Annotated in this window: 11 protein-coding genes; 1 reads left to right on the top strand and 10 read right to left on the bottom strand. The window is 33.9% G+C overall.

Annotation, left to right across the window (positions count from 1 at the left end; translation table 11 throughout):
• Nucleotides 1-93 precede the first annotated feature (93 nt).
• From ACE01P_RS08595 to pyrH, 3 genes are all read right to left on the bottom strand, one after another.
• On the bottom strand, nucleotides 94-2,589 hold the full coding sequence (locus ACE01P_RS08595; protein ID WP_379696256.1) for a DUF5686 family protein: 2,496 nt from the start codon (nucleotides 2,587-2,589) through the stop codon (nucleotides 94-96).
• A 120-nt stretch (nucleotides 2,590-2,709) separates the two neighbouring features.
• A complete protein-coding gene (gene frr / locus ACE01P_RS08590) occupies nucleotides 2,710-3,273 on the bottom strand; it encodes a ribosome recycling factor (RefSeq protein ID WP_379696253.1) in 564 nt (187 codons plus the stop codon).
• Between the two features lie 73 nt (nucleotides 3,274-3,346).
• Entirely contained in the window at nucleotides 3,347-4,054 is a 708-nt protein-coding gene (gene pyrH, locus ACE01P_RS08585) for a UMP kinase (protein WP_111425130.1), read from the bottom strand.
• A gap of 193 nt (nucleotides 4,055-4,247) precedes the next feature.
• Between pyrH and ACE01P_RS08580 the strand changes: the two genes are divergently transcribed.
• Nucleotides 4,248-4,865 carry a thioredoxin family protein gene (locus ACE01P_RS08580; protein WP_379696249.1) on the top strand — a complete coding sequence of 206 codons (618 nt, stop codon included), beginning with the start codon at nucleotides 4,248-4,250 and terminating at the stop codon, nucleotides 4,863-4,865.
• A gap of 329 nt (nucleotides 4,866-5,194) precedes the next feature.
• Here the strand turns inward: ACE01P_RS08580 and truB are convergent, their stop codons facing one another.
• From truB to ACE01P_RS08545, 7 genes are all read right to left on the bottom strand, one after another.
• Nucleotides 5,195-5,884 carry a tRNA pseudouridine(55) synthase TruB gene (gene truB, locus ACE01P_RS08575; RefSeq protein WP_379696246.1) on the bottom strand — a complete coding sequence of 230 codons (690 nt, stop codon included), beginning with the start codon at nucleotides 5,882-5,884 and terminating at the stop codon, nucleotides 5,195-5,197.
• Nucleotides 5,884-6,681, bottom strand: coding sequence for an undecaprenyl-diphosphate phosphatase (locus ACE01P_RS08570; RefSeq protein WP_379696244.1), 798 nt, complete (start codon nucleotides 6,679-6,681; stop codon nucleotides 5,884-5,886). Before ACE01P_RS08570 ends, truB begins: the two co-directional genes overlap by 1 nt.
• An 84-nt stretch (nucleotides 6,682-6,765) precedes the next feature.
• Nucleotides 6,766-7,017 carry a DUF3098 domain-containing protein gene (locus ACE01P_RS08565; RefSeq protein WP_379696241.1) on the bottom strand — a complete coding sequence of 84 codons (252 nt, stop codon included), beginning with the start codon at nucleotides 7,015-7,017 and terminating at the stop codon, nucleotides 6,766-6,768.
• A 44-nt stretch (nucleotides 7,018-7,061) separates the two neighbouring features.
• Nucleotides 7,062-7,937, bottom strand: a complete 876-nt coding sequence (locus ACE01P_RS08560; protein ID WP_379696238.1) for a cell division protein FtsX — start codon at nucleotides 7,935-7,937, stop codon at nucleotides 7,062-7,064.
• Nucleotides 7,938-8,216: 279 nt separating this feature from the next.
• Nucleotides 8,217-10,214: a TonB-dependent receptor plug domain-containing protein gene (locus tag ACE01P_RS08555; RefSeq protein WP_379696236.1), complete on the bottom strand. Its 1,998-nt coding sequence runs from the start codon at nucleotides 10,212-10,214 to the stop codon at nucleotides 8,217-8,219.
• 72 nt (nucleotides 10,215-10,286) lie between these two features.
• Nucleotides 10,287-12,842 (bottom strand): TonB-dependent receptor, encoded by a 2,556-nt coding sequence (locus tag ACE01P_RS08550; protein ID WP_379696233.1) that lies wholly within the window; start codon nucleotides 12,840-12,842, stop codon nucleotides 10,287-10,289.
• Between the two features lie 97 nt (nucleotides 12,843-12,939).
• Entirely contained in the window at nucleotides 12,940-13,287 is a 348-nt protein-coding gene (locus ACE01P_RS08545; protein WP_379696231.1) for a winged helix-turn-helix domain-containing protein, read from the bottom strand.
• Nucleotides 13,288-13,515: the final 228 nt, after the last annotated feature.

The following is a 13,515-nucleotide window of genomic DNA, read 5'->3' as shown; positions in this document are numbered from 1 at the left end:
GTTGGAGTTTGGGATTTTTCTTTAAGGTAATAGTGAGTTTATTTTGCCATTCCGAGGAACGAGGAATCTTCGTAAGTAATTTAGAATTTAAATCTAAAGTCCCAAATCAAGCATATAAGAAATCTTAACTGCAATATTGTCTTCAAATCTTAATAACTGATTTGGTCCATATCTGTAGAATCCACCTAAACCAATACCTTTAAAAATTCGGTTCAACTCAATTCCTGATTCAAAAAAACCTTTATCGAGCGTTTTGTAAGTTGGGCCAACATGCTGTTCTGGATTTTCCATGCTTCCCCAAGCCATTCTGGTAACTAAAACCAATGACGGGCGAACTTTCTTCATGATTCTAATTCTATCAAAACCATGCTTAATTTGAAACATCAAATATTGGCTTGAAAAGAACTCGTTAAAAAACATCGTTTCAAAAGAGTTTCTACCTGCAAAAGTGATACGCTGAATTACCGTTTCCTTTGTTAAGTTATTCGGAGCTGTGTTGTACAAATGCGTAATAGGAACGTCGCCCATGGCATAACCTGCTTGTAAAAGCAAACTTGTTTTCTGACGGTTTAAATACTGTTTTTCGTATTCGGCTTTAAAATCTATTTTACTAAAAGTGAAATCATTATCAAAAACATTTGGAAGAGACTGCGTGTATTGAAGAGTAAATCTCGGGAACTTTTTATCGCTTTCTGTTCTTCCAGAAGGAGTCTGCATATAATTGCTAAAAGGAGCCCAAACAATAGAAAGCATTGCCGTGGTCATGATGTAGTTCGAATATAATTTTCCGTTTAAGTTGTAGAGGTAATCAAATTTCGGCTCGATATTATTTCTAGAAAGCTCTAAAACGGCTTCAGTTTTAGGAATTACTTTGGTTTGCACATTGGCACGCCATCCTGTATATTCATAAAATGTACTAATATTGATCGGACGTGGATCATAGATTTTAAAAACACGTTTGTCAACTGCAAAAACGGTACTCGCAATTTCTCGGACATCATCTGCATAATAAGCATTGAACCAAGTGTTGGTGTGTTTATCTAATAAAACCCCGCCGCCAGTACTGTATTTGAAAACACCATCTTTTGTTCCGTAAGCAGTATAAGCTTCTAATCGGAAGTTTTTAGAGAAATGATCGTTTGTAATTCCGCCTACGCCAAGACGAAAACCTTCATAATTATTATAACTTATAATCTTTTTCAAATCCAAATCGATAGGGCCAATCGGGTAGAAGCCATTAATGATTTTTCGTCCAATTCCTAAGCGTTTTTCGATTCGATTTCGAATAGAAAGACTGTCTAGCAATTGATATGTTTTTTGGCTTTTTAAATCAAGATTTTCCTTTCGGTAAGCTTCCCAGAAACTTTCTGGTTTTTTGGCCGCATCGTCTTTAATTTCGATATAAAGCGAAGGATCTTTTATCGGGTTATTGGTATTCACGCGAACATCAAAACTATTGCTTTCAGAAAGTAAATAAGTGAAATCTGAAGCCACTTTTTTTCTTTGTTCGAAATTCTCCTCAATATCTCCATCAAATTGAATTGTACCACCTAAAATTCGAATATCATCTTCATTTTTACCTTTTACAATTTTAAAAGTGGTATTACTCTGAAACCATATTTTTTCTTTCGGAATATATTCAAACTCGTGAATTCCGCTAATGTCCAAAACGCCTTTTATACGCATTACAGCTTTCGCGATAGCAAAATTTTCTTTATCGATATATAAAACCCCTTCTAAACCAGAAGCTCTATGGTTTGATTTATTTTTAAAGTAAATCATGTAAGTGTCGCGACCTTTTACGCTAACAGTGTCTAAGAGTTTGTAATTATAATTTAAAGGCGCATTTTTCGAAATCGGATTTTCGTATTTAGTTTCGAATAATTCATATTTAGAATCGTAAATCGAAATGGATTGAAGGTTGAAAGCCAGAACTTCATAAATAGGCTGTTTGAAACCTGCTATTTTGGTTCCCAGAACTGTTTCTTTTAGCTTATTGTTTCCAAACTGATATTGAGAAACTTTCTCCGTTTGAAACAAATGCTGTTTGCTTACAATTTCTTTAAACTTATAATCGGAAGAATCGATGTTTATGATTTTCTTTTTTAAGTCTTTATAAGCGCCAGAAGTATCAATTCGGCCGTCAATAGAATCGGGATTGGCAGTTACAATAAGTTTGTTGTAGGTTTTATATTCAAAATTATTGAGCTTTTTCTGCGGATCGTTTGTCAATTTATTAGCAATAACTTTTTTGATAATTGTTAAAGCAGGATTTTCATTAGAAACAACAACTTCTTTTAAGTCATCTGTCTGTTGCAAAAGCGAAACAGCATAATAGGTTTTGCTATTCAGCAAAGCCATTGTTTTGGTTTTAAAACCAATATAAGAAACCGTTAGTGTTGTTGCAGAAGAACTAATTTTGAAAATAAATTTCCCATCAATATCTGTAATCGTGTTATTGTTTTCTGAGGTAGTAATGGTGGCAAACGGAAGAGGTTTGTTGTTTGAATCGGTTACGATTCCGTTTATTTGAATTTGCGCTTGAAGAGTAAGCGTAAAAAACAAAGTCAAAAAACAAAATAGCTTCATACAGAATGATATAGTTTCAGAAACGAAAAGAATTTAATTTTCGTATGCAAAAATAGCAATAAAAAAATCCGTCTGGCACAATAAACCAAACGGATTTTTTATTTAATATCAATCTAAAGGTTATACCTTCATGATTTCAGCTTCTTTTGCAACTAATAACTCATCAATTTTTTTGATGAAAGCGTTTGTTAAGTTCTGAACTTCTTCTTCTGCAGATTTACAGATATCTTCTGAAGTTCCTTCTTTCTCTAATTTTTTGATATCAGTATTAGCATCTTTACGAGAGTTACGAATACCAATTTTAGCATCTTCAGCTTCAGATTTAGCTTGTTTAGCCAAATCGCGACGACGCTCTTCTGTTAAAGGCGGTACGCTGATGATCACCATATCACCATTGTTCATTGGGTTAAAACCAATGTTAGCGATCATGATAGCTTTTTCAATTGCTTGCAGCATATTTTTTTCAAATGGCTGTAATGTAATTGTTCTAGCATCTGGAACACTGATTTTAGATACTTGAGAAAGCGGCGTTGCAGATCCGTAATAATCTACAAAAACACCTCCAAGCATAGCTGGAGAAGCTTTCCCTGCACGAATATTAAGAAATTCTTTCTCTAAGTGTGCAATAGTACCATTCATTGATTCCTCAGTACTTTCTAAAATAAAGTCTATTTCTTCAGTCATTTTTTTTTGTTTTCAGTTTTCATTCTCAGTTTTCAGCAAAAGTCGGTATGCGACTGTAAACTGTTACTGACGACTATATATTTACTACAGTTCCGATATTTTCGCCTTCGCAGATTTTCAAAAGGTTTCCGATTTTATTCATATCAAAAACAACGATTGGCAATTTATTTTCTTGGCTTAATGTAAAAGCAGTTGTGTCCATTACATTTAATCCTTTTTTAAGGACGTCGTCAAAAGAGATAAAATCAAATTTCACTGCAGAAGCATTTTTCTCTGGATCAGAATCGTAAACACCATCAACACGAGTTCCTTTAAGGATAACATCAGCATTGATTTCGATACCTCTTAAAACTGCTGCTGTATCTGTTGTAAAATATGGATTTCCAGTTCCGGCACCAAAAATTACAATTCTACCTTTTTCAAGGTGGCGGTCAGCTCTTCTTTTAATGTATGGTTCTGCAATAGATTCCATTTTCAAAGCCGTCTGCAGACGCGTTTTCATTCCCTTATCTTCAAGAGCGCCTTGCAAAGCCATTCCGTTAATAACAGTTGCAAGCATTCCCATGTAATCTCCTTGCACTCTGTCCATTCCTGAGCTTGCTCCGGCAACGCCTCTAAAAATATTTCCTCCTCCAATAACAATAGCAATTTCTACTCCTTTGTCGTGAATCTGCTTGATTTCATCAGCATATTCGCCTAATCTTTTCGGGTCAATACCGTATTGTAAATCACCCATTAGGGCTTCGCCGCTAAGTTTTAGAAGAATCCTTTTATATTTCATGTGTGTGTTGCGTTAATTTGTGCAAATATAGACATATTCTGATTTTTAAAAATAATGTTTGCAAAAAATTAATTGCTACTACAATTTTAGGTTTAAAACGGCTTTACAGTTATTTAATTTAAATCTGATAAATGTCATTTCTCCGTCATTTGAAAAATTTGTATTTTTATTGTATCCTAAAAGCGAAACAAATATGAAAAGCATCGTAGCCAAAGCATTATTTAATAGTCATCCTTATGTTGAATATAGAAAAATAGTAACCGATTTATTGTCTGAAGGGAAATCAACAGGAAACGAACAATCAGAAAGTCTTACCAATTATTCTAAATTGAATGAAGCTCGAATGAACAGATTGGAGAAAACAATGACCGTTTCTGATGAGATTGCAACTAAACTTCAAAACTTGGACAATCATTATATTTGGTTAGTTCTTTCAGAAGGCTGGTGCGGAGATGCAGCGCAAATTCTTCCAATTTTAAATAAAATGGCTTTGGCTTCCAATAAAAAAGTTGAACTCAGAATTGCATTTCGCGATGAAAATGATGATTTGATGAATCATTATTTAACTAATGGAGGAAGAGCAATTCCGAAAATAATTGTTATTTGTAAAGAAGCCGGAATTGTGCGTGCCGATTGGGGACCAAGACCAAAAGGCGCAACCGAATTAATGGCAAAACACAAAAGAGAAGTTGGCGCAATCGATGAGAAAATAAAAACCGATTTGCAGTTATGGTACTTAGCAGATAAAGGAATTTCAGTTCAGGAAGAATTAGTCGAAATTATGGAAAACATCAAGTATAATCGCCTTTAATCGGATTAATTCGTTGATAAACAGATATTTTGTTAATAAAATTGTCTTAAAGTCTTTTTGACTTCAATATATTTTTGTAACTTAGTAAAACTAATCCCACATCTATTATAACTTTCAGATTTACTCTTTTTATTGGTGTTTATTTAATGTTTAATAATTAAAATACACTATTATGAAAAAGTTATTCGAAAGGTTTTATGATTTCTTCTCTACATTTTTATTTGGAGGAAAGAATGTGCCTCACTATTGAATTTAAGTAAGTATGAAATAAAATTACTTATTTAAGAAAGAGCCTGGCACATTACTATATAAAAAAGTAATGTGCTTTTTTATTTTAAGCTTTCTTCAAATAAAGTAATATCGATCGCATTTTTCACATCGTAATCGCCAATTTTAGTTCGGCGTAAAACAGTTAAATGCGAACCAGAATTCATTGCTTTTCCGAAATCGTAAGCTAGAGAACGAATGTATGTTCCTTTAGAACAAACCACTCTAAAATCTATTTCTGGCAATGCAATTCTTGTAATTTCAAATTCGTGAATCGTAGTTTTTCTGCTGGCAATTTCTACCGTTTCACCTGCACGTGCGTGTTCGTATAAACGAACGCCATCTTTTTTAATAGCAGAAAAAATAGGTGGTTTCTGGTCGATTTCGCCTAAAAATTGTTTTACCGTTTCATGAATCAAAGCTTCGTCAATATGTTCTGTTAGGAAGGTTTGATCGATTTCGGTTTCTAAATCGTAAGATGGAGTAGTGGCTCCAATATAAAATGTACCCGTATATTCTTTTGCCTGACCTTGAAGCTCTGCAATTCTTTTAGTGAATTTTCCTGTACAGATTAATAAAAGTCCAGTCGCTAATGGATCTAAAGTTCCTGCGTGTCCAATTTTGAACTTTTTTGGAAGTCCAACTTTATTAATTAAAAGGTATTTTAATTTATTGACAGCTTGAAATGAACTCCATTTTAAAGGTTTGTCAATCAATAAAACCTGACCTTCTAAATATTCTTCGGGTGTCATTATATAATAGTAAGCGGATGAATGAAAAAGTGAATCAATAATAAAATGATTCCAGCAATAATTCGGTAATAACCAAAAACTTTGAATCCGTTTTTAGTCAAAAATCCGATGAAAGTTTTTATTGCTAAAAGCGCTACGGCAAAAGCAACAATATTTCCGATAACAAGCATATTTACTTGGTCGTGAGACAATTCGAATCCAGCTTTGTAATAGTCGTAACATTTTTTTGCAGTTGCTCCTAACATAGTTGGAACGGCTAAGAAAAATGAAAATTCTGCAGCTGTAGTTCTTGATAATTTTTGAGACATACCTCCAACAATACTAGCTCCGCTTCGAGAAACTCCAGGAATCATAGCAATACATTGAAATAATCCAATTTTGAAAGCTTGCAAATAACTGATTTCTTGAGAGGTTTCAGCTGTATTTGGATTGTTAAACCATTCGTCAACTTTCAATAAAATAATTCCTCCAATTAAAAGAGAAACCGCAACCGTTACTGGATTTTCTAATAAACCATCAATAAAATCGCTTAGCAATAATCCTAAAACAACTGCTGGAATGAAAGCGACTAAAAGTTTAAAGTAAAAATCAAAAGTTTGAAAGAAACGTTTGAAGTATAAAATTACAACCGAAAGTATCGCGCCAAGCTGAATTACAATGGTAAAAAGTTTAGTGAAATCATCATGAGCGATTCCAAAAAATGAAGAGGCAATAATCATGTGACCTGTTGAAGAAACAGGCAAAAACTCTGTAATTCCTTCAATAATGGCAAGAACAATAGCTTGTAATGTGTTCATTTAGAATTTTAGATTTCAGATTTTAGATTTCAGATTGCCCTTCGACTTCGCTCAGGGGGACAAATGATCTTAAATCTATTTTATTTATTTTGATTTTTTAAATATAGAATAAATCGTGATTCCGAAACCGATTAAAACAGTTGTTGGTGCTAAACGAATACGTCTAAAGCTAAAAATGTCTTCATTAAAAACATTTGGATCTTTACTTCCTCCACCAGACATTAAAATAAATCCAAGTGCTATAACCGCAATTCCGATTAAAAGGATTTTATAATTAATGCCGTCAAAAAGGAATTCTTGTTTTTGAACTTGTTGTTCTTTATTGTTGTCTTTCATTTTTTATTTTTTAACTGTAAACTATAAACTGCGACTGTATACTTTTAGTAAAGATCGTCTGTTCTTAAATTCAAGAAACGTTGTGTTGCAAAATGCGTACTAACCCAAGTAATTAAAACTCCCAATCCGAAAACGGCAACCAAAACTAAACCAGTTAAAGCTTTGTCTTCTAGAATTCCTAAACCAGGGAAATTAGTGTCTACATATAGTAAAAGTGCGATTAAAGCAATAATTGCCAAACCAGCACCAAGCATTCCAAGTTTTATGCTTCGCATTACAAATGGCTTACGAATAAACGCTTTTGTAGCGCCAACCATCTGCATGGTTTTGATGATAAAACGATTTGAATGTATTGATAAACGAAGTGAACTATTGATTAATAAAACAGCAATTACAGTTAAGAAACCGCTGATAATTAAAATCCACATACTTACTTTTCTAATATTGTCGTTTACCAGATTTACCAATTGTTTGTCGTAAACAATATCTGAAATCATAGCGTTTTTGCGAAAGTTACTTTCAATCTTAACGATGCTGTCTCTTTCTACATAGTCTGCTTTTAAGTGAATGTCGTATGAATTCAATAACGGATTTTCTCCCAAAAAGGTTAAGAAATCTTCTCCGATAATATCAGTATGCTCTTTCGCTGCTTTTTCTTTCGTTACATAAACAAAAGATCTCGCAAAAGGAGCTCTTTTAAGTTCAGTGTTAAATGCTTTGATAATACTGTCGTTTGCTTCATTTTTGAAGAAAACCGTCATGGCGATTTTTTCTTTAAAATCGTCGGCCAATTGTTTAGAATTAATGATGAATAATCCTAGTACTCCCAAAAGGAATAAAACCAAGAATACACTTAATACTACCGAAAAATAAGAGGAAATTAACCTGCGTTTTTGAAATTTATCAAAGTTAGAACTCATAGTCTGCTTAAATTATGTGGTAAAAATAATAAAGAATTTCTTTATTTAAAGTTAATAACAAACTTTTATACTATAAATGTACGATTCCCGATGGAATAAAAAGTTAGTTTTAATTGTAAAAAAGTAAAATTAACCGCAAAGTGCGCAAAGATTTTTTCAATTCGAGTGATTTGTAAAAACGCAAAGTTCGCAAAGCTTTCGAATAAAAGCTTTGCGAACTTTGATAAGTGTCAGTAGAAAAAAACTTAGTATCTCAGAATCTTAGAACCTTGAAAAAAACTATTTAAAAAAACGAAGTGTCACAAAAAAGTTACGTCCTTCTTCTGGATAACCTTCTACAAGACTATAATTTCTATCGAAAATATTATTTAGACCAGCGTCAAGACTGAAATTTTTAGAAATTTTTCCTGAAGCATATAGATTTAGAAGTGTATAATCTGGAACTCTTGCGCCATAACTTGTGCTAAAACGTGGCGAATTAAATTCTGCATTAGCAATTAATCGAAGAATTTTAATCGGACTATATTCTAAAGTTCCCATTACTTTCGTGTTCGGAACGTCTGTAAAATGAATATTTGGATTCGTGATGTTTTTTCTTTCGATGTACGTATAATTCAAATTCAGCGATAGATTGTCTAAAATAGTATAATTTAACTGCGCTTCGATTCCTTTATAATCGGCTTCGCCAAAATTCTGCATTTGCGATTTTCCTGGTTCAACATTGCTTACGCTCAAAATAGCATCTGAAAGCGAACTGTAGAAAAGCGCTGTTTGAAAAGTGATTTTCTCGAAAAGACTTGCCGTATAATTCAATTCGTAATTAATGGCTTTTTCAGGTTTTAAATCCGGATTTGGGATCGCAGTTCCCATTCTATAAGAATATCGGTCTTTGATAGTTGCAAATCTAGTTTTCTGAGAAACGGTCGCGCCCAGTTTTTGGTCTTTATTTAATTGATAGAAAAATCCAACTTGCGCATTAAAAGCATCACTTGCTCCCGCATCTGGAAAATCTGAAATTGCTTTTGTCGTACTGTTGTAATCTTCGGCTTCATTGTTTTTTCGAATGTTGTAACTAATTCCTGGAATTACAGTAAATTTTGAACTGACTTTGTAAACATCTTCAATTCCAATTAAAACGGTATTGTCTATAAAATGACGAACGGGCTCGCCAAGATTATTTTCTCTATGAACATCTTCTTTAAAATGAAAAGCAATTTTTAAATCATTTTTCGGAATTATTTTGGTGTTATATTCTAAGTTTCCTCCAAAAGTATAGTCGTTGTAAATGCTTTGAAAAGCATACGGTCTTGTTTGTGTCGAATAAGTGGCGTCGTCGTAACTGTTTAGTGTATTGTTAAATCGGTCAAAATATAATCTCGTTTTGAAACTGTTTTTATCATCAAAAGCAGAATTCGAAATAAAATAAAAACTTTCTTTATCCCAGTTTGGCCATTGCCAGTAACGAGGTCTTAGCAAAAGTGAATTTTGTGTGTCATAACCCGTATAAACTGGATTTCCTTTTTCGCCTTGCTGATTGATGTAGCCAATTGCATATTCGCTTTTTTCATTCGGAGTCCATCCAACTTTGAAGCTAATTTTTTGATCTGTTCGATACGAATTATCTCTTTGTCCGCCGTTTTCATTTGCTGTCGGAATAAAATTCGAAGACATTCTGGTAGAATTTCGATCTAAATAAGAGAAACCTCCTTGAAAATAAAATTTCCCAATGTTCGAACCAATATTTACATTTCCTCGATAACCATTTTCGTTAATCATTCCTAAAGAACCATCGTATTCCAATTTTTTAGAAGGCTTTCTAGAAACCAAATTGATTGCGCCTCCAAGCGAATTTGGGCCATAAAGCACAGATGAAAATCCTTTTGAAACATCGACTGCGGCCAAATCAAAAGTGGTAAATCTCGCCAAATCTACATAACCATCATAAGGAACATAAACTGGAATTCCGTCCATATAAACGGGAACTTGTCTTAAATCGAAACCACGAATGGAAACCATAGATTCATTTCTTGGTCCAGAAGCCGTTAAGCTAACTCCAGGCAACATATTCAAAGCTTTTGAAACCTCCATTTTGTTTTGAGATTCCATAGCTTTTGAAGTTATTCGGTTTAAAGTGTCTTTATTTTGATGATTGGTAATAACGACTTCTCCAAGATTAAAGACGTTTGAAATTTTGAGCGAATCTGCGGTTTTTGAATTGTTTTGCTGTGCAAATCCGATGAGCGGAAAGAGCAGAAAGACTAATAATTTTGGTTTCATAAAAATAGTTTTTTCAGTATGTTTTAAAATGAATACTGCTGGTTGAAAATAGATTTATTGATTATTGCTTTTTTAAATTTTACGTGTTTCCCAAACAAGAGACAAATAATATAATCCGCCAATCGATGGTCCGCCAAGAATTGATGTGTAAGGTTTGTTGAGAATGTTTGTTCCACCCAATTTAGCAGAAATTCCTTTTTTGAAAGCGTAATTTACCTGCGCATCCATTGTCCAATAAGCAGGAACGGTTCCGCTAACCAAGAAAGAAACATAATCAAAGTTGTTTTGATAACGTGCCGTTACACTTGCACCAAGATTTTTCCAGATATTTTGAGCCATTAAAGTTCCGTTTACGTTAAATTCGGGCGTGTTGAAACCGTCTTCTAAACCGTCTTTATCGTCAGTTCGATCTAGTTTAGTGTACGTTAAATTCGTCAACGCACTGAAAGTCTGATCAAATCGATACCTTAAACCTAAACTTCCTCCGTAATTGTAAATTTTACTTTTAGAATTGGTCCATAAACGATAGCGGTTTTGTGTGTTTCTGGAATACAAAGACGTCGGAATCAAGTTTGGATCTTGCGTATTCGGAATGCTGGCTTCAACTTGAGCAATGAAATTTTTGTAAGAGTTGTAATAGAAATCGGCATCAATAAAAAGGTTTTTGTTTAATGCCATTCCTCTAAAACCAACTTCAAACGATTTTACAAATTCAGGTTCCAAATACGTGTACGGATTTTTCTGAATCGTATTTTTATTTTTTTCAATGGCTTGCGCCTGAGTCAAACCAAGTGTATTGACGTCGCTGTTAACTTGCGCCTGAAATTTATCGATTGAAGCTTTGGTAAAAGAATTTTCAAAAACACCATCAGACATAATTCTTAGACCTCCAACGCGTTTTACTCCACCTGAATTCACATTCGAAAATCCTTCAAAAATACTTGGAAAACGATAACCGTTTTGGTAAGAAGCTCTAAAATTCAGACTTTCTTTTGGAGAATAAACCGCTGTAAATTGAGGGGTGAATTTTGCATCAAAATAATCGGCTTTGTCCATTCTGACAGTTGCGCCTAAACGTAATTTATCAGAGAAAAAATCTTTGGTCACTTGCGTGAAAGCGCCAGTTTTTTGATACGTCAGATTTTCATCAGCATGAACGGGATTAATGAAATAATTTCCGTCTGGAACAATAATATAATTTCTGTAATCGACACCGCTCAACAATTTAGCATCGATTTTTTCGAAAAAAGAAACAAAAGCTTTATCCCAATTGATCAATCCTTCGCCATGAACTAAAGTCGATTTTACGCGAAGTGCCGCGCCAATATCCCAATTGTTGATGTCGATTAATTCTGCTTTTTTGGTTTCATAAGCTTCAGTTCCAGGTAAAAATCTCCCAGCATCAGATTGTGTTCTGGCCATTCTGTGCGCATCGGCAATACTTGCTCCACCCGCAACAGCATTTTTATAAGCTGTGCTATAATCGGCAAACCATTTATCATCCGATTTATAAGCGCGATCCATGTTTTCTGCCAAAGAACGCATGTTGTATGAATCTCCAGTATTTTCAGTCGTTGCATAAGCTTTCACTTGAAAAATCGGCGTATGATAATCGGCAGCAAATTGATTTAAAGTATAATTGTCCAATCTAAATCGGTTCGAACGCTGATAAATCGTATTGATAAGAGCAGTTTTATAAGTTACAGAAAGTTCATGATCTTTTTTTGGACGAAAATACAAGCCTAAATCTGCTTTGTAGTTTTTAATTCCATAATCTGAAATGTCAGTTTCGCGATAACCTGTTCTGGCAACAACATAATTTTTGCCATTCAGATTTAATGTTTTACGGTTTGCCGATTCATTTCCGTAACCGTTTACTTCATCATAAGCAGGATTATCTGCTCCAAATAAACCAGTTGAAGCGTTGGCGTTTGGTGCTAAATCGGTTCTGTCATCGGCAACCCAATCTGTTCCGCCAGTTGTCGAAGCATTCACTTTAAAAGCAAATTTTTCGCTTAGCACTTTGGCAAATCTCATATTAAACTGAGAGTATATTTTTGGCGAAAATCGATCCACATTGCCAACATGATTGACACCTGTCAATTGCTGAATACTCACGCCTTCATACTCAAAAGGATTTTTGGTTTGAATATTTGCCAAACCGTTAATAGCGTTCATTCCGTAAAGTGCGGCTGCAGTTCCGGGAATAATTTCGATTTTGTCAATATCCAAATCATTTGCGCCAAGTGCATTTGCAATTGGTGCTCCAAGATGTGGAGCCTGATTGTCGATTCCATCTACTAATTGAGCAAATCTCACGTTGGTAGAATTGGCAAAACCTCTTGTATTGATGACTTTAAACCCCAAACTTGGCGTAATAATCTGAACGCCTTTTACATTTTCGAGCGCTTCATAAATGCTTGGCGATCCCATTGCTTTGGCTTCCGCCGATTTTAACTGTTCGATACTAATAGGGGAATGCATTAATTTTTCAGAACGGCGTGATGCTGTAATGACAATTTCGTTCAATTCTTCTTTTTTAATGCTGTCCCGTATTTTCGTGTTTTGGACTTGAGAAAAACTTTTAAGGCCTATAAAAACAAAAATTAAATACAGTTTTTGGTTCATGGTTTTTGGCTGTTAATTTCAGTATGTTTTAAAATGAATACTGATGGTTGAAAAAATGGTTTTTTGGTTAGTTGTTTTTTTTATAAATAAATTGAGTTTAAAATTTTAAATTTTGGGTTTCTTTCTGAGCAAAATCTTTAATTCGTTTTTCGACCTCATAAAAAACTTCGATAGCTTTTTCTCCAGCTTCGGTCAACTTTGCGCCACCACCGCCTTTTCCGCCCAATAATTTTTCTACTAATGGTTTTTCTGCACGCTGATTCATTTCTTCAACCAATTGCCAAGCCTGACGATACGCCATTTTCATTTCTTTCGCAGCATTCGTAATCGATCCCGTTTTCTTGATGTTTTCAAGAAGCCAGATTTTTCCAATTCCGAGAAATGCACCTTCGGCTTCTTCAATCCAAACACGGACTTCAATCGAATATTTTTTATTGCTGCTCATTTAATTATTGCTTATTTGTAAAAATAGCTAATTTTTGTAAAATGATTCTCTCATTATATTGAAAGATAATCTAAAAACAATTTAAAACTACGTAATATTAATGCAAACATAAGTATTTTTACGTAATTTGAAATACGTAATTTGTTATTTTATTTGTTTGTCAATGAAATAGCTTTGGTACAATGCGCAATAAATGTAAATTTGCGCCATAATTCACAAAGTGAGAAA

Source organism: Flavobacterium sp. HJSW_4, assembly GCF_042436695.1.
Classification (GTDB): Bacteria; Bacteroidota; Bacteroidia; order Flavobacteriales; family Flavobacteriaceae; genus Flavobacterium.
Note: the sequence above shows the minus strand (reverse complement) of the source record. Positions and strands in the feature narration are given on the sequence as shown.